A 15,878-nucleotide genomic window follows, 5' to 3' on the forward strand; every position below is an offset into this window, starting at 1 on the left:
AGGAACATCCAATAACAGAGAGGATCGGAATCATGCGGACAGTAGGTCTGATCGTAGAATACAACCCGTTCCACAACGGACATTCTTATCATTTGCAGCAATCGCTCAAAATAACGGGAGCCGAAGCGGTCGTCGCCGTCATGAGCGGCAACTTCCTGCAGCGCGGAGAGCCAGCCCTCGTCGACAAGTGGACTCGGACGCGCATGGCGCTCGCAGGAGGCTGCGATCTCGTCATCGAGCTGCCCGTCGCGTATGCGACCCAAGCCGCCGAATGGTTCGCCTACGGAGCCGTCTCGCTGCTCGAAGCGACCGGCGTCGTGGATGCGTTCTGCTTCGGCACCGAGAGCGGCCTGCTCTCCCCGCTGCTGCGGGCGGCGGAGCTGGCCTCGGATGAACCGGAGGCGTTCAAGCGTTTGCTGAAACAGCGGCTTGAGACCGGCATGGCTTATCCGCAGGCCTACAGCGGGGCGATCGCCGCATATACGGCGGAGCAAGGCGATGCCGACGCTTCGTCGTTCCCGTTCGACCAGCCAAACCATACGCTCGGCCTGCATTACCTGATCGCCCATCGACGGCTGCGCGGGCGTATGGAACCGTTCACGATCGCCAGGGAGAAAGCGGAATACAATCAGACTACGATTACGGACATCCGGATCGCAAGCGCCACCGCCATCCGAAAACGACTGTTCGAGGGGCTCTCTTTGACGGATATTCTACCCTTCGTCCCGGCTTCTACTTATGAACTATTGTCCGACTGCGTGGAGAAAAGGCTTGCCCCGATCGGATGGGATCATTATATGCATCCGCTCCTGCACGGCATGCTGACAAGTAGCGCCGAACAGTTGGGCCAGCTGCACGAGCTGTCGGAAGGGCTTGAGCATCGTCTTCTTCAAAGCTTGCCGAATCTCGAAACAGTCAGCTTCGAATCGCTTCTGGCTCAGCTCAAAACAAAAAGATACACCCGCACGAAGCTGCAGCGCGCGCTCTTGTCCGTGCTGCTCGGTCACGCCAAATCGGATTTCACCGCGGACAAGCTACGTTCCGGCGCAGGATACTTGCGCATACTCGGCTTCACCGATAAAGGCCGGCAATTGCTCAAACAGATGAAGAAAACCGCGACCATGCCCGTCCTGCTCAGCGCGGCGCGACCCCCGGAACGGTTCCGCTACCTCGACCTCGACACGGCCGCCAGCGCCGCTTACCTGCTCGGCGTTCCGGGAGCCAACGCGGTGGATCTATTCCGCGACTTCAGAGACATGCCGGTCATCGTATAGCGCCGATCGGACTGGCTGTCTTTAGCCGCGACCAGCGGTCGCGAAGTCGGCAATCGCCCGAACGGCTTCATCCAGCGTCTCGACGCCTACGACCGCGGGGCCGCCTTCCATCCGCCCGGATGTCCTCCGGGCTTCCGACTCGTTCGCTTGCGGGACGAGGAACAGGTCCACGTTCTCGCGACTTACGGCGACCGCCTTTTGTTTCACGCCGCCGATCGCGCCTACTTTCCCATGGGCATCGATCGTGCCCGTCGCGGCTATTCGGAGCCCCTGCGCAAGATCGCCTTCCGTAAGCAGGTCCACCCCCTGCAGCGCGAAGACGAGCCCGGCGGAAGGCCCGCCGATTTCATCCGCGTGGATCCGTAACCTTTTATCCGCCCTTTCGGGCACCGCCATGCCTTTATCGACATGAAACGGAACCCCCGCATAGGAATAGGCGGCTTGTACCGCCGCTTCCTGCGAGCCGCTCATCACCGCGTTCAGTCGTTCCACATATTGCGTTTTCGATCGTCCACCGAACACGTCCTGCTTCCAACGCACGTCCTTGTTCCGGTCGGCGCCGGCCCGAATGACGCCCCAAAGGTTCGGATCCGTCAGCCGGACCGCCGTCAGTACGAACGTGCCTGGCTTCTCTTCATCGTCATCCGCATGCGCGTTCGTATCCGCCAATGCGACCATCGGTTCCACGGGAACCGCTATGCCGGGCTCGTAGACGACATACGGGGACGGCGCGTACAGCAGCAGCCACATCGCGAATGCCGTCGCGGCCGCCGACAACAGCATTCTCCTCGCCGCGGGCCACTTCTCCCCCATCCTGCTCTCCCTCATTTCCCATCCCAATCGCCATATGCGGCAACAGGTCTAACTCGTCCATGGCCGGCGTACACATTAACGTATACGTTTGTCCAAGAGGAGTTGAACGGCATTGGCCAAAACGATCACGCTTGCCATCCTCTCCATCCTGCTCGTCGGCTCCATCATCACGCAGCCGGACGCTTCCTTCCAAGCATCGCTGAAGGGGCTTACCGTCTGGTGGAATATCGTCTTCCCTGGGTTGCTGCCCTTCCTGGTCCTCTATGAAATCATGCTTGCGTTCGGGCTTGCCCACGGCATGGGGGCGCTTCTGCGTCCGACCATGAACCGTCTATTCCGCCTGCCCGGAGAAGCCGCTTTGCCGGTCGTCTTAGGCTGGCTCGGCGGTTATCCGGCCGGCGCCGAGGCCGTCGCTTCGCTGCGCAAGCGGGATCTGATCAGCCGCAGCCAAGGCCAGCAGCTGCTCGCGTACGCGCATATGCCGAACCCGCTCTTCATGCTCGTCATCGTCGGAGCCGGCTTCCTGCACAAGCCGCTAGCCGGCGTACTTGTCGCCGGAGCCGTCTGGGTGTCCGCGCTTTGGCTGCTTTTCCTCTCTTCCTTGTTCAGGATAAGAAGATCGGCAGTGTCTCTCGCGGATCAAGCTCCGAAGGAATCAGCCAATGCCGCGATGGAACCAACCGCGCCGCCGAAGAGAGGCTTGCTCCGCGCGGCGGCCTCGGCCATGCAGGAAGGCAGGGAACGGGACGGCCGCAGCTTCGGAAAGGTTCTGGGAGATTCCGTTACCGTCGGCGTCCAGAAGCTGATGATGATCGGAGGGTTTATGATCATCGCTTCCATGCTGGCCAAGCTCGCCGAGCCGCTCTACGCCCCAGCCGTCAAGCTTGGGCTAACTTTCTTCGGCCCCGCCTTCTTCGAAGGACATCTCGGCGCTTACGCGGCAGCGGTATGGGAGCTGCCGGGCACTGACGTCGCGATGGTATGCGCGGTCATCGCCGCCGTCCTCGCTTGGGGCGGCCTGAGCGGCATCCTGCAGACCGGCTATTCCGTCGCGGGCACCGGCTTGAAGCTGCTTCCGTTTGCCCTGCACCGACTGAACCATGCCCTGCACGCGTTCTTGCTCACGCTGCTCCTCTGGAAGCCTGTCGGCTCGCTCGTCGGGCGGCTGGCGCCGAACGCAAGCTTCCCCGTCATCTCGGGAGGGGAATATCACGCTTCATCGTTCGGCATCCGGTTTCCGGCCGAAGCCGTTACCGCCGGACAACTGCACGGCTTATGGCCTTACGCCGCGGGAACTTTCGTTGTTCTATTCTCGCTGGCGATCATGGCTTATCTGTTGCTGCGCCCGTTTACTTCCGCGAATCGATCTTCGCCTTGAGCCGAACCTCGACCTCTGGCGGCACCAGCTCGTGCACTTCGCCTCTGAACATCGCGATTTCCTTGACGATACTGGAGCTCAAATAAGAGTATTTCGGATTCGTCATCATAAACATCGTGTCGATATCTTGGTCGAGCAGATGGTTCGTCGAGGCTAGCTGCAGCTCGTATTCGAAGTCCGTCACCGAACGGATGCCCCGAATGATAACGTCGGCCTGCTTCGATCGCATAAAACGGACGAGCAGGTCGCGGAAGCTATCGATCTCCACGTTCGGAATATCCTTCGTCACCTCGGCCAACAGCTCTTTGCGCTCCTCAACTGTAAAAAGCGGGTTTTTGCTCGTATTGTTAAGGACGGCGACGATCAGCCGGTCGAACTGCTTCGCCGAGCGTTTGATGATGTCTAGATGCCCGAACGTAACCGGGTCGAAGCTGCCGGGATAAACAGCGATCCGTTCTTTTTTTACCGGGTCCCCCGTTCCGGGTTGCACTTCGCTCGTTTGTCCGTTGTTATTGTTCATCACCATTGGAATCTCTCCTGTCAAGGCTGTCTTCATTGTTTATGTATTCATATATGGTAACGGCGGTATCACCGTATTTGGCCTGCCTGATTTGACGGAACGAAACCAACTCCTCCGGATAATCGACCTCCGCGTCGTGCTCCACCACGACGACCGCATCCGGCTCCAGCATGTCCTTCTCTGCCATCTCCGTCATCAGCTGGTCCATTGTCGTCATTCGGTATGGCGGATCGAGGAAAACGAGATCAAATTTCAAGCTTCGTTTCGCAAGCACCTTCAACGCCCGTTCGGCGTCGTTGCGATAAATTTCGGCGGCCCGCTCCGCGCCTGCAGCCGCAACGTTATGGCGTATGATATCGATGCTGATTTTCTCCCTGTCGACGAATACGACCCGTTCCACGCCCCGGCTCCATGCTTCGATGCCGAGTCCGCCGGTTCCCGCGAACAAGTCGAGTGCAGCTCCCCCGTCGAAATAAGGACCGATCATGCTGAAGATCGCTTCCTTCACTTTATCCGTCGTCGGCCTCGTATTGTTGCCGGGCACGGCTTTGAGCGGGCGGCCTTTGGCCGCTCCGGAGATGACTCTCACTGCAACTACCCCTTTCAATGCTATTCCGCCTATCGTACCATACATTCCCTGCGGGAAGAAAGAATAGCTCACATGGACAAGTTTTTTTCGGAGGGCAATGTATAATCTTTCCGAAAGCGGACAAGATAAAATCATCGGCGTCGCAAGATGCCGTAGACAACCGCGGAGAAGACTTACGTTTCCCCATAAGCTCTTCGTCCGGTTTCTCCTCTCCCATGAAAAGGGCGTCCCGAAAGGGGCGCCCGATTTTTTTTCAACTTACTCTTCCTGCAAAAGAAAGAAAAGACGCCCCCATCGGGACGTCTGCGCATCTTTCTCTAATTAGATCTGTTTCGCCTCAGCCCCGTTCTTGACATACCGATTCTCTGGAATCGGCAAACCAAGGTTGCCGCGCAGGGTGGCCGACTCGTAATCCTCGCGGTACAAGCCGCGCTCCTGCAGGATCGGTACGACGAGCTCTACGAAATCCTCCAACCCGCTTGGGATATGAGTATGCACGATAAATCCGTCTGCGGCTTCCTCCTCATGCCACTGCTGAATGAGATCGGCGATCTTCTCCGGAGTGCCAATGAACGGCGTGCGAGGTGTTGCCGATTGTAGTGCAACTTGGCGGAGCGTAAGCCCCTTTTCCTTCGCTGTCTTTTTGATTTTGTCGGTGCCGCTGCGAAAGCTGTTGCTTCCGAGATCGCCGAGATCCGGGAACGGCTCGTCGAGCGGATATTGCAAGAAATCGTGGTGCTCGAAAAATCGTCCAAGGTAGTTCAATGCGTTCTCGATGGATACGAGACCGGCTAACTCCTCATACTTGCGCTCGGCCTCCTCCGCCGTCCTGCCAATGATGGGTCCGATGCCGGGCAAAATAACGATATCATCCGCCGAGCGGCCAGCTGCCGCCGTACGATCCTTGACATCCTTATAGAACGCCTTGGCTTCTTCGATGCTCTCGTGGCCGGTGAAGACGGCGTCCGCTTCCTTCGCCGCCAATTTTTTGCCGCTCTCCGACGAGCCCGCTTGGAAAATGACGGGATGCCCTTGACTGGAGCGCGCAATATTAAGCGGTCCCGTCACGGAGAAGTGCTTGCCCTTATAATCGAGGCGGTGCAGCTTCGAAGGGTCGAAGAAGACGCCCGATGCCTTGTCGCGCACGAAGGCGTCGTCCTCCCAGGAGTCCCACAATCCGCGAACGACCTCCAGATATTCCTCGGCGATCTCGTAACGTTCGTCGTGAGTCGGGTGATGGACCCTTCCGAAGTTGCCTGCCGAGCCTTCCAGCGGAGACGTAACGACGTTCCAGCCTGCGCGGCCGCCGCTGATATGGTCCAAGGAACCGAATTGGCGCGCCACGTTAAACGGTTCGCTGTACGAGCTCGACAACGTGCCGACCAACCCGATCTTGGACGTGACCGTCGCGAGCGCCGACAAAATGGTGATCGGCTCGAAGCGATTCAGAAAGTGAGGGATCGATTTTTCGTTAATGTACAAGCCGTCCGCAATAAATACAAGATCGAACTTGCCCTTCTCGGCGGTAGCGGCCTGCCGTTTGTAGAAGTCGAGACTAACGCTTGCATCAGCGGGCACCTCAGGATGGCGCCAACCGGATATATTGCCGCCCACGCCGTGAATGATGGCGCCGAACTTGATTTGTTTTCGATTGCTCATCGTAATTCCTCCCTATCCATGTCTTATCACCTAATTGTGCTGAGCTTCCTTAATGTTGCTGCAACAGCGTACTGTCCGCCAAATGCAGCCGGTAGCTCTTCACCAGAATATCTCCGTTCATGAATTCCTTGTCGTACGCCCGCTCGAATCCGAGCCGCTCGTACAAGCGGATCGCCGCGTCCATCAGATCGGAAGTATGCAGATGGAGCGTCGCCGCACCTTGCTCCTTGGCATGGACGGCGCTTGCCCGGATCAGCTCGGTAGCTACGCCCGCGCCGCGCGCCTTGCGCGACACCGCGAGTAGCCGAAGGATAGGCGTTTCGATGCCCAGCTCCGGATGACCGTAAGCCTTCTCGGCCGAGTCGAACAGGAACACGCTGCCAACTACTTCGCCGTCCAGCTCCGCTACCAGCCTGGCGCTCGTCGGCGCTTCTTCGATCGCATGCAAGATGCTCGCCTTGTATTCCGACCACTTCTGTTCGGACAGCTTCTGCTCGTATTCGCCGTATGCGTCTAGCAGAACGTCCTCTAGTGCCTGACGATCATCGGCAGATACGTTCCGGATGACGATACGCCGCTCATGAGTGGGCGTGGACGTTTGAAGCTCCCCAGCTCCGCTGATCGCACTTTCTCCCATCAGCGCACGTCCTTTCCGCTTGCCGCCTGCTCCTTGATTCTGCGAATTTGGCCGAGATGTCTCTCCACATGCGCCACGAACGCGGGGATGATGTCCGCGATCGTCACTTTGTCGCCCTTAGCATTCACGCCGGCCGCAGACCATTCTTCCTTCGTCAGACGAGCGAGCAAGCGGGCATTGTACGCCACGAGCGAATGCGCCGCCGCTGCGATATGCGCGACATGCTCCTCGTTCGCTTTCTGCCCCGCTACCCAAGCGTCTTGATCGAAGGCGGGCAGCCGAACCGTCGAACCCGCCAATATTTCCCTTATGCGGAACGATACGACGATACTGTGGTCCACCAGATGCGAGAATACCTCCGTAACGCTCCAAGAAGCAGGTGCAGCCTTCCACCTCAATTCTTCCACCGTCAGTCCGGCGATCTCCCTCTCGATCTCCTCGTACGCCTTCACGTATGCCGCGATGGTCGATTGTGCCGATGTTGCCGTGTTTCCCATCGTATCCGCCTCCCTATTCGATAACAATCGTCATAAGCATCAATAAATGCCTCAATATTCTGAAAATAATTGATTCAGGCTCCGGCGTCTTAATCGCCGACGTCTTCCTGCTTCGCGTCTTCCGTCACAGTAAGCTCCCGAAGGGCATCCAAGGCTAAGTTTTCGAGCAGCTTCGCGGCGACGGGCAGCGCTTCCTCGCTCAAATCGAAGGCGGGATGATGCCATTGCTGCGGTCCATCGACACCAATGAACAAGAAGGCTCCCGGTGTTTGCCGCAAATAAAATGCAAAATCCTCTCCGGCCGGAGACAATGCCGGTTCAACGACCGTGTTCCCCTGGGCCGCGGCAGTCCTGCTGGCGATTTCCGCCCAGCGATTGTCGTTCACGACAGCGGGCGGACCTTCGATCCACTTCACGCGGGCGGTCGTGCCGAATGCCAACGCCACGCCGGCCACCACTTGCTCGAAGCGTTGCAGGACGGTTCCGCGTACATGCTCCGTGAACGTGCGGATCGTTCCGTCGAAGACGGCTTTCTCAGAGATGACGTTCCAAGCGCTGCCTGCGTGTAGTCTCGTCACACTGATTACCGCGCTGTCGAGCGCGCTGACATTGCGGCTGACGATGGATTGCAGCGCCGTAATGATATGCGATGCCGTTACGATGGGATCCGAGCCGGCTTCGGGCGAAGCGGCATGCGTGCCGATGCCGTCAACCTCGACGACGAAGCCGTCGGCGGCCGCCATAAGCGGACCGCCCCGAACGCCGATCGTCCCGACGGGCAAATCCGGTTTATTGTGGATGCCGTAGATGGCGTTCACACCTTCAAGAACGCCGGCGGCAATGAGTTGCTGCGCTCCCTTCGCTTTCTCTTCGGCTGGTTGGAACAGAAGCCGAACGACGCCAGGCAGCTCACTCTCCCGTTTCTTCAGTCCGAATGCCGCTCCAAGCAATGCCGCGGTATGAAAGTCATGGCCGCAAGCATGCATCTTGCCGTCCACCTTCGATGCATAGGGCAGCCCCGTCTCCTCCCGGATCGGCAGCGCGTCGATATCCGCTCGCAGCGCAACGACGGGAAACCGCGGCACCGATGTGCCCGAACCTTGGGCAACGGCTTGACCATCAAAAGCAGCCCCGGCGCTGCCGCCGATCTCCGCGATGACACCTGTCGGGAGTCCGTAATCGACGATGCGAATACCGGCTTCGGATAACCACAGCTTGATGGCTTCCGTCGTCGCGCGCTCTTCACCGGACAATTCCGGATACTCGTGCAGACGCCGTCTGATCGCGATCAAACGCTGCGCCAAATTCTCCCTCGTCGCCGACGTGCTCATACGAACTCCTCCGCGAACGCTTCCTTCAGAAGCTCGAAGGAACGTGCCCGTTTGGCGTAATCCGGAATGATCGTCGTGAAGACGAAGCTATCCACGCCATATTGCCGAGATAGCTCGACCAGCCTCGCTCGTACCGTCTCCTTCGTGCCGCGCGTAATATCCGCTTCGCGTTCGACTGCCGTATAGGTTTCGCCGGCTTGCTTGGCGAATTCCGCCGCCTGCTCCAGCGTAGCTACATTAACCGTTTTGCCGCTGCCAAGCGTCACTCGAACGCTCTTATGTTGACCTGCAAGCTCGCTCGCCTCCGCCTCCGTGTCCGCCGCGATAACCGACAACGCCAGAATGGGCTTAGGTTCGCCGCCCCTTTCGCGATTGAAGTGCGTCTTGTATAGCTCTAACGCCGCAGCAGCCGTTTCTGGATCGTTATTAATGAAGAGCGCGAACGCATACGGCAGCCCTTGCTCCGCCGCCAGCTCCGCGCTGGATAGGCTGGTCCCGAGCAGATAGACGTCTGCCGGCGTTGCCGGCAGCGGACTGGCAGTCAAACCGGCGAGGGGATGTCCCTCATCCGTTGGTCCGACAAGCAGCGAACGCAGCTCCGAGAGCTTCGCTTCGAGACTGTCATGCTCCGTCACGCCCTTCTGGAGCGCTTTGGTCGAGCGCGGAAGTCCGCCGAGTGCGCGGCCGATGCCCAGCTCGACGCGGCCTGGAGCGAGCGTGGCTAGGAGATTGAAGTTTTCCGCCACCTTGTAAGGGCTGTAATGCTGCAGCATGACGCCGCCCGAGCCGATCCGGATGCTCTCCGTTTGCGCCAGCAAATATGAAATAAGAACTTCCGGCGACGACCCCGCCGTACTCGGCGAATCGTGATGCTCAGCTACCCAGAAGCGATCGTAACCAAGCTGTTCCGCAAGACGCGCAAGCTTGACGGTATTCTCTAATGCCTCAGAGGCGGTATACCCTGGAAAAACGATACTTTGATCCAATATGCCAAACGAATAAGACATGGCGTTCCCTCCCTGTACGTTAAATCGAATATGCGCTCTCCGGCGTAATCCGCTTCAGAAATTGTTTCGTTCTCTCTTCCTTCGGCGATCGGAACAGCTGCTTGGGATCGCCCTCTTCCACAATGACGCCGCCATCCATGAACACAACGTGATTGGCTACTTCTTGGGCGAAGCCCATCTCGTGCGTCACGATGATCATCGTGATGCCTTCCTGCGCAATGTGGCGGATGACCGCGAGCACCTCGCCGACCAGCTCGGGATCCAGAGCGGACGTCGGTTCGTCGAACAGAATAACTTCCGGGTTCAGCGCCAGCGCGCGAGCGATGCCCACGCGTTGCTGCTGTCCGCCGGACAGCTCGTTTGGGTATGCATTCAGCTTGCTCTCCAGCCCGACCTTCTCTAGCAACGCGATACTTCGCTCGCGCGCTTCCTCCTTGGGCACCTTGCGAACGACGACGAGACCTTCCATCACGTTCTCCAGCGCCGTCTTGTGGCGGAACAGATTGTATTGCTGGAACACCATAGCCGATTTTTGCCGAAGCGCATGGACGTCCTTTTTGCTATGATGCTTGCAATCGAACTGGAAGTCTCCGATCGTAATGTGTCCGGAGCCTGGCTTCTCCAAATAATTGATGCATCGCAGCAGCGTCGTCTTGCCGGAGCCGCTCGGCCCAAGAATCGCGACCACTTCGCCGCGCTTTACCGTCAGATCAATACCCTTCAGCACTTCGTTGCGTCCGAAGCTCTTGCGTATTTGCCGCAGTGTAATCATGATACGCCTCCCTGGTCGTGTAGCCTGAAGCGCTTCTCCGCGAGTGCGGTCAGCCGCTCGATTAGAAATGTGAGTCCCCAGAATAGCAGAGCCGCAGCCAGATAAGCCTCAAAAAACTTCCAGTTGGTCGTCGCCACGATCTGCGCTTTGGCGTTGATCTCAACGACCGAAACCGTGAAGGCGAGCGTCGACCCGTGAAGCATCCCGATCAGCATGTTGGACAGATTCGGAAGACTGGCGGCGAGCGCTTGCGGAAGCACGATCCGCCGCAGCGCCTGCGGTGTCGTCATCCCGACGGAATAGGCGGCTTCCAACTGACCGCGATTCACCGCGAGCAGACCGGAGCGCACGACCTCCGACATATACGCGCCCGCCGTAATGGAGAAAGCGATATAAGCGAATCCGATCATCGGTATGGAGACGGACCGGAATCCGATGCCAAGCCCTTCCGCGGCGGCGTCTACGAGGACCGGCAAGCCGAAATAAATGAGCAGCAGATGCGTAATCATCGGCGTTCCCCGGATGAACGTCACGTAGGCTGTGCCGAGCTGGCTTAGCACGGGCACCCGGAAGTGGCGCGACAGCGCGACGGCGGTTCCGATCAAGAAGCCGCAGCCTACGGAGACGACGGTAATCGCGAGCGACGTGGGAACCGCTCCCAGCAGCGCCACGAACGCCGTCCAGATAAATTGGAAATCCAGCTTCATATCGCAGCCAGCCCCCTTCTCTGCAGCCTGCGCTCAAGCAGCAGGAAGAGCTTCTCCAGCACGAAGCTGATTAGGAAGTAGATCATAGCAAGCGCGATATACGTCTCGAGGAAATGCCGGGACATGACGGCAAGCGTCTGGGACTTGCCCGTAAGTTCCATGATGCCAATGGTGAACGCCAGTGAGGTATCCTTCAGATTGGCGATGACCAGATTGGCGAATACCGGAAGGGCCGTCGCGAGCGCTTGAGGCAGTACGATTCGTACGAAGGCCTGCCGCCCCGACATCCCGACGGAATACGCGGCTTCCACTTGCCCGCGGTCCACGGAAGCAACTGCCGCCCGGATCATCTCCGCCATGAATGCACCGCTATGCAGCGCGTAGGTCAGGATGACGAAATAAAGCGCAGGCACCTTCGCGGCATCAATCGCGACCAGCTTCAGCATTTCTGGCAGACCGTAGTAGAACAGGAACAATTGAATGAGGACCGGTGTTCCGCGGAAGAAGGACAGATAGATCTGGGACAGCCGCTTCAAGACCGGTATATTGTACAGCTGGGGAAGGGCGACGACGAAGCCTATGCCCAGCCCGAGTACAATGGAGGACGCCACGATCACTAACGTGATGTTGATCGCCGGCATCAGCTTGACGAGATAGTCAAGGACAAAGCCGAATTCGAATGGCGCTCCCATCGCCGCAGCCCTCCTTTCTCTCTCTCCCGTTTATTGAACTTCCGAAGTCGTATAGTCGGCGCCAAGCCATTGCTCGCTCAGCTTCTTCAGCGTGCCGTCGGCTTTGATCTCCTTGATAGCGTCGTCCACACGGTCGGCCAGCTTCTGCTGCTCCGCATCGTCCTTGCGGAACATGAACAACGTGTTCGATTCGCTAAGAGGAGGACCGACCAGCTTCAGGTCGCCGTTCGGATCAATCAATGGCAATGTAAAATCTGCAGACAAGAACGCTTCTACGCGGCCGGTTAGGACCTGCTGAATGGTATCATTGGCGCCGCCGTTCTGGTACACGATTTCAATGGCGTTGTTGTTCTCCTTGTTGTATTTCTCCAGAATGATGGCTTGCGCGCTCGTCGCTGTCGTTAATACCTTCTTGCCTTTCAGATCGTCGATCGTTTGCACGGTGTCGTTGCTTTTTGCGACAGCGACTTTGTTTTTCCAGTGCGAATAAGGCTCTTTGTTGAACAAGTATTTCGCCTCGCGCTCCGGATTTTTTTCCATCTCATGCGCGACCATGTCGATTTTCTTCGTTTCCAGGCTAAGCAGCAAGTTTGTGAACTCCAGCGTCTGGAATTCAAATTCGTAATCCTCAAGACGGTTATCGATTTCGCGGACCAATTCCACGTCGTAACCCGTCAGCTTGCCATTCTCGTCGATAAAGCATACATTCGGAAACTGTGTGCCCGTGCCGACCACAATCTTGATCGGCTCGGCGGCCTGCGAATTTCCGAGAGCGGTCTCCGCACTGTTGTCCCCGTTCGTGCCGCATCCTGCCAGCGCCCCCGCCAGCGTAACCATCATGGATAAAGCAAGCCATTTTTTCGTCGTTTTTTTCATCGTCGTTCCCTCGCATTCGACTCATAATTTTATTCATATAATTCCTACCTGATAAGTGTGAATTATGCGATGACTAAACTTTAGCACCCCGCCTTAACCAGCGTCAATGGGTTGCCTAATAGAGAAGTTCTATATAAACATTCAAAAATCTAATGTACCAATGATTTTGCCGAATTGAGTGACCGCTTCGAAGAGCTCAGCATGTTCTCCGGGTAGAACGACCACGTTCGTCTGCAGCGCGATTCCTTCTGTTTCGGGCAGCAATAACGGATATAGCATACCCGCCGAGACTTCTTGTCTAACGCTTAGTCCGGGCATGAAGCCGATGCCCGACTTCCGTACGATGAGCTTCCTCGCCATCTCCGAATTGTCCGTCTGAATGCGGATATTCGGCGGCTGCTCCAGCGACTCGAATACCCGGTGAATGCGAAGCCAATCGAGCGATCCGCATTCGAAGAATACAAGCGGCTGTTCGGCGACCTCCTCCACGGTAATCCGCTCCTGTCGGAGAAACGGATGATCTTGATAAACGTACAGCCGGATCGGATCCACGTAAAATTTGACGGACTGCAGACCGGGATGATGGGCCTTGCGCACAAGCGCGATGTCGACATCCTTGTTCAGCACTTTAGCTACGATATCGTCCGACGTTCCCGTGACAAGCTTGTAGCTCGCCAGCGGGAATCTTTCGTTCAGGTAAGGAAGAAGATCGGGAATGACGTAATTGGCCGCGGACACCGTGCAGCCGATCCGATATTCGTTCTGCTGCGATTTCTTCTGATGGATTTGCAGCTTGCCCGTCTTGTAGACGAGCAGCAATTGCTGGGCATAAGGCAGGAACCGCTTGCCATCCTCCGAGATTTGAACTTGTTTGCCTGCCCGTTCAAACAGCTTGCAATTCAGCTCCTGCTCCAGTGACTTAATTCGAGCGGTGACGGACGGCTGCGACAGGAACAACGCTTCTGCCGCCTTATTAAAGCCTCCGAAATGAATGACATACACAAAGGCTTCTATATTCTCGATATTCATGTTCCACCCCTTCTTATTAATATCTTAGTATACGCATGGGAATTATATGAATTAAACGTAGCAAATGGCGCATGACCTGTCAACGATTATCCCAAGATGTTTCGAAATGGATATATCGCCCAAATGCGCATCAGGCATCTCCTTGCCAACAGGTGGTTATCCTAACCTTACGATAACCGTCTTAAGGAGGAGTCTTACATTCATGCATACCGTCTGGAAAGGCGCCATCAGCTTCGGCCTCGTGCATGTCCCGGTCAAAATGTTCACGGCGACGGAAGACAAGGACATCCGGTTCCGTACGATTCACAAAAAATGCGGCACCCCCATCTCGCAGACGCGCCGATGCGCGCATTGCGATCAGGACGTGGAGCCTGAGGAGCTGGCGAAAGGCTTCGAATACGAAAGAGGCAAGTTCGTCTTATTCAGCGAAGAAGAAATCGACGCCTTGAAGCCGGACTCGGCGCGCGTCATTCAAATTTTGGACTTCGTCAATCTCGAAGAGATCGATCCGATCTATTTCGTCAAACCTTATTATCTCTCGCCCGACATGGCCGGCGGCGGCGCATACGGCCTATTGCTGGAAGCGATCAAGCAGACGGGCAAAATCGGCATCGCCAAAATTTCGATCCGCAGCAAAAGCAGCCTTGCCGCCATACGCGTCGTCGACAATTGCCTATGCCTGGAGACGATGCACTTCCCCGACGAAATCCGGGCCATCTCGCAGGTTCCCAATCTGCCCGAGCAGCAGGCCGTGAACGAGAAGGAGCTGCAAGTCGCGAAGCTGCTGATCGAGCAGCTCTCCGAGCCGTTCTCCCCGGAGAAATACACGGATGATTACCGCTCGGCGCTCCTAGAAGCCATCGAACATAAGATCAGCGGCGAGAGCATCGATATCGTAGCCGCGCCGGCTGACAAAGGAAGCAACGTCATCGATCTGATGGCCGCGCTGCAGGCCAGCTTGGATGCCGTCAAAATTCCGACGGATTCCGGCAAGGCGGACAAAAAACCGGCCGCAAAAGAATCGAAGGCCGAAACCAAAACCAAGCCGGCTAAGGCGAAAACGAGCAAAGCCGCGAAAAAAGGAACGGCTTCATGACATCGGATGCCGCAACGCAGTTAACTCGATCGGGCGTGACCCGAGAAACCGGATCACCTGGCCCGGAATCCATGGCGCTGCCCAAAGTACCGATGTCGCCGATCGCCTCGCCCCAAATTCCCGAAGGACCGGAATGGGTGTACCAGATCAAATGGGACGGCGTGCGCACGATCGCGAGGCTGGACGGCAACGGCGGCGTGGAGCTGTTCTCCAAGAAGATGGAGCTGAGGAACGGCGCGTTCCCGGAAATCGTGGAGTTGCTGAAGCCGCTAGGTGTCGGTCCTTGCGTGCTGGACGGCGAGATCGTTTATTTCGACGGGAAGAGGCCGAACTTCCAGCGCGGCAAGCTGGCGGTAGGCACGCATTCCGCTAAGGACAACCTGCTGCTAGTCCTGTTCGATCTGCTCCACGACGATGGGGGTGATTGGCGAGGACGCCCGTTCCTGAAGCGGTTCGAACGGCTGACCGCCAAATTTCCGGATAAGCAGCCCAAGTTATTCGTCACCGAGCTGTATGCCGACGGCAATGCGTTGTGGGATTGGGTGAACGAGAAGGAATGGGAAGGCGTCGTCTCGAAACGCGCGGACAGCCCTTATACGGAAGGCAAACGGCATCAGGATTGGTTCAAGAAACGGAAGGAAATCCGGCTCGTTGCCGATGTTGTCGGCCTTAAGAGGAATAACGGCCAGGTTGCAAGCCTCGTGCTCAGCTTAAGCGGCACCTATATAGGTCACGTATCGGGACTCGATCAAGCGTCCAAGTCGCTGCTCGACCGATTCGCGAAGGATAACACGGGCATCTGCCCGTTCGCCGAATTGACGCCGGGCATGCGCAAATCCGACGTTGCCTGGCTCTCCGTCCCGTTCCCATGCCGAGTGGCGGCTTTGGAATTTACGGACAGCGGCTTGCTTCGGCAGCCGCGGCTGCTCGGCTTCGGCGCGGATGCTGCGGCCGAATAACGAAGTTCAGCCCGCTGCGGGATCGCGGCGGGCTCTTCGAAG

General features: G+C 57.5%; 17 protein-coding genes. 4 read left to right on the top strand and 13 right to left on the bottom strand.

Annotated features, from left to right (window positions below):
• Window positions 1-32: 32 nt before the first annotated feature.
• Window positions 33-1,274, top strand: coding sequence for a nucleotidyltransferase (locus tag RB620_RS07570; RefSeq protein ID WP_308093180.1), 1,242 nt, complete (start codon window positions 33-35; stop codon window positions 1,272-1,274).
• Window positions 1,275-1,295: 21 nt separating this feature from the next.
• Here RB620_RS07570 and RB620_RS07575 read toward each other — a convergent pair whose 3' ends face one another.
• On the bottom strand, window positions 1,296-2,087 hold the full coding sequence (locus RB620_RS07575) for a S16 family serine protease (RefSeq protein WP_308093182.1): 792 nt from the start codon (window positions 2,085-2,087) through the stop codon (window positions 1,296-1,298).
• Window positions 2,088-2,199: 112 nt separating this feature from the next.
• Between RB620_RS07575 and RB620_RS07580 the strand changes: the two genes are divergently transcribed.
• On the top strand, window positions 2,200-3,465 hold the full coding sequence (locus RB620_RS07580) for a nucleoside recognition domain-containing protein (RefSeq protein ID WP_308093183.1): 1,266 nt from the start codon (window positions 2,200-2,202) through the stop codon (window positions 3,463-3,465).
• Here the strand turns inward: RB620_RS07580 and coaD are convergent.
• The 12 genes from coaD to RB620_RS07640 form a co-directional block, all read right to left on the bottom strand.
• Complete coding sequence (gene coaD / locus RB620_RS07585) at window positions 3,437-3,985, bottom strand: pantetheine-phosphate adenylyltransferase (protein WP_308093243.1); 549 nt, start codon at window positions 3,983-3,985, stop codon at window positions 3,437-3,439. The genes RB620_RS07580 and coaD overlap by 29 nt on opposite strands.
• Window positions 3,975-4,574: a 16S rRNA (guanine(966)-N(2))-methyltransferase RsmD gene (gene rsmD / locus RB620_RS07590; RefSeq protein ID WP_308093245.1), complete on the bottom strand. Its 600-nt coding sequence runs from the start codon at window positions 4,572-4,574 to the stop codon at window positions 3,975-3,977. Before rsmD ends, coaD begins: the two co-directional genes overlap by 11 nt.
• A 321-nt stretch (window positions 4,575-4,895) precedes the next feature.
• The gene (locus RB620_RS07595) at window positions 4,896-6,233 is read right to left on the bottom strand and encodes an LLM class flavin-dependent oxidoreductase (protein WP_308093185.1); all 1,338 of its coding nucleotides are present in this window, start codon (window positions 6,231-6,233) and stop codon (window positions 4,896-4,898) included.
• A gap of 49 nt (window positions 6,234-6,282) precedes the next feature.
• Entirely contained in the window at window positions 6,283-6,870 is a 588-nt protein-coding gene (locus RB620_RS07600; RefSeq protein WP_308093186.1) for a GNAT family N-acetyltransferase, read from the bottom strand.
• The gene (locus RB620_RS07605; protein WP_308093187.1) at window positions 6,870-7,367 is read right to left on the bottom strand and encodes a DinB family protein; all 498 of its coding nucleotides are present in this window, start codon (window positions 7,365-7,367) and stop codon (window positions 6,870-6,872) included. Before RB620_RS07605 ends, RB620_RS07600 begins: the two co-directional genes overlap by 1 nt.
• 89 nt (window positions 7,368-7,456) lie before the next feature.
• Window positions 7,457-8,698: an amidohydrolase gene (locus RB620_RS07610; protein ID WP_308093189.1), complete on the bottom strand. Its 1,242-nt coding sequence runs from the start codon at window positions 8,696-8,698 to the stop codon at window positions 7,457-7,459.
• A complete protein-coding gene (locus tag RB620_RS07615) occupies window positions 8,695-9,705 on the bottom strand; it encodes an LLM class flavin-dependent oxidoreductase (protein WP_308093191.1) in 1,011 nt (336 codons plus the stop codon). The genes RB620_RS07610 and RB620_RS07615 overlap by 4 nt, the downstream gene beginning before the upstream one ends.
• Window positions 9,706-9,724: 19 nt before the next feature.
• Window positions 9,725-10,477 carry an amino acid ABC transporter ATP-binding protein gene (locus RB620_RS07620; RefSeq protein WP_308093194.1) on the bottom strand — a complete coding sequence of 251 codons (753 nt, stop codon included), beginning with the start codon at window positions 10,475-10,477 and terminating at the stop codon, window positions 9,725-9,727.
• On the bottom strand, window positions 10,474-11,184 hold the full coding sequence (locus RB620_RS07625; RefSeq protein WP_308093195.1) for an amino acid ABC transporter permease: 711 nt from the start codon (window positions 11,182-11,184) through the stop codon (window positions 10,474-10,476). Before RB620_RS07625 ends, RB620_RS07620 begins: the two co-directional genes overlap by 4 nt.
• Window positions 11,181-11,876, bottom strand: a complete 696-nt coding sequence (locus tag RB620_RS07630) for an amino acid ABC transporter permease (RefSeq protein WP_308093197.1) — start codon at window positions 11,874-11,876, stop codon at window positions 11,181-11,183. Before RB620_RS07630 ends, RB620_RS07625 begins: the two co-directional genes overlap by 4 nt.
• A 30-nt stretch (window positions 11,877-11,906) precedes the next feature.
• The gene (locus RB620_RS07635; RefSeq protein ID WP_308093198.1) at window positions 11,907-12,752 is read right to left on the bottom strand and encodes a transporter substrate-binding domain-containing protein; all 846 of its coding nucleotides are present in this window, start codon (window positions 12,750-12,752) and stop codon (window positions 11,907-11,909) included.
• Window positions 12,753-12,893: 141 nt separating this feature from the next.
• Window positions 12,894-13,781 (bottom strand): LysR family transcriptional regulator, encoded by an 888-nt coding sequence (locus RB620_RS07640; protein ID WP_308093200.1) that lies wholly within the window; start codon window positions 13,779-13,781, stop codon window positions 12,894-12,896.
• A 202-nt stretch (window positions 13,782-13,983) separates the two neighbouring features.
• Here RB620_RS07640 and ku point away from each other — a divergent pair, with 202 nt between their 5' ends.
• A complete protein-coding gene (gene ku, locus RB620_RS07645) occupies window positions 13,984-14,877 on the top strand; it encodes a non-homologous end joining protein Ku (protein WP_308093201.1) in 894 nt (297 codons plus the stop codon).
• Window positions 14,874-15,836 carry an ATP-dependent DNA ligase gene (locus tag RB620_RS07650; RefSeq protein ID WP_308093202.1) on the top strand — a complete coding sequence of 321 codons (963 nt, stop codon included), beginning with the start codon at window positions 14,874-14,876 and terminating at the stop codon, window positions 15,834-15,836. Before ku ends, RB620_RS07650 begins: the two co-directional genes overlap by 4 nt.
• Window positions 15,837-15,878 lie beyond the last annotated feature (42 nt).

It is taken from the genome of Paenibacillus sp. LHD-117, from assembly GCF_030929555.1.
Classification (GTDB): domain Bacteria; phylum Bacillota; class Bacilli; order Paenibacillales; family Paenibacillaceae; genus Pristimantibacillus.

Excerpts from the sequence above, each read along its gene's own strand:
- coaD (WP_308093243.1), bottom strand. The coding sequence starts at position 3,985 with ATGAACAATAACAACGGACAAACGAGCGAAGTGCAACCCGGAACGGGG.
- RB620_RS07625 (WP_308093195.1), bottom strand. The coding sequence starts at position 11,184 with ATGAAGCTGGATTTCCAATTTATCTGGACGGCGTTCGTGGCGCTGCTG.
- RB620_RS07595 (WP_308093185.1), bottom strand. The coding sequence starts at position 6,233 with ATGAGCAATCGAAAACAAATCAAGTTCGGCGCCATCATTCACGGCGTG.
- RB620_RS07600 (WP_308093186.1), bottom strand. The coding sequence starts at position 6,870 with ATGGGAGAAAGTGCGATCAGCGGAGCTGGGGAGCTTCAAACGTCCACG.
- RB620_RS07605 (WP_308093187.1), bottom strand. The coding sequence starts at position 7,367 with ATGGGAAACACGGCAACATCGGCACAATCGACCATCGCGGCATACGTG.
- RB620_RS07570 (WP_308093180.1), top strand. The coding sequence starts at position 33 with ATGCGGACAGTAGGTCTGATCGTAGAATACAACCCGTTCCACAACGGA.
- RB620_RS07610 (WP_308093189.1), bottom strand. The coding sequence starts at position 8,698 with ATGAGCACGTCGGCGACGAGGGAGAATTTGGCGCAGCGTTTGATCGCG.
- RB620_RS07650 (WP_308093202.1), top strand. The coding sequence starts at position 14,874 with ATGACATCGGATGCCGCAACGCAGTTAACTCGATCGGGCGTGACCCGA.
- RB620_RS07615 (WP_308093191.1), bottom strand. The coding sequence starts at position 9,705 with ATGTCTTATTCGTTTGGCATATTGGATCAAAGTATCGTTTTTCCAGGG.
- RB620_RS07630 (WP_308093197.1), bottom strand. The coding sequence starts at position 11,876 with ATGGGAGCGCCATTCGAATTCGGCTTTGTCCTTGACTATCTCGTCAAG.
- RB620_RS07620 (WP_308093194.1), bottom strand. The coding sequence starts at position 10,477 with ATGATTACACTGCGGCAAATACGCAAGAGCTTCGGACGCAACGAAGTG.
- ku (WP_308093201.1), top strand. The coding sequence starts at position 13,984 with ATGCATACCGTCTGGAAAGGCGCCATCAGCTTCGGCCTCGTGCATGTC.
- RB620_RS07635 (WP_308093198.1), bottom strand. The coding sequence starts at position 12,752 with ATGAAAAAAACGACGAAAAAATGGCTTGCTTTATCCATGATGGTTACG.
- RB620_RS07640 (WP_308093200.1), bottom strand. The coding sequence starts at position 13,781 with ATGAATATCGAGAATATAGAAGCCTTTGTGTATGTCATTCATTTCGGA.
- RB620_RS07575 (WP_308093182.1), bottom strand. The coding sequence starts at position 2,087 with ATGGGGGAGAAGTGGCCCGCGGCGAGGAGAATGCTGTTGTCGGCGGCC.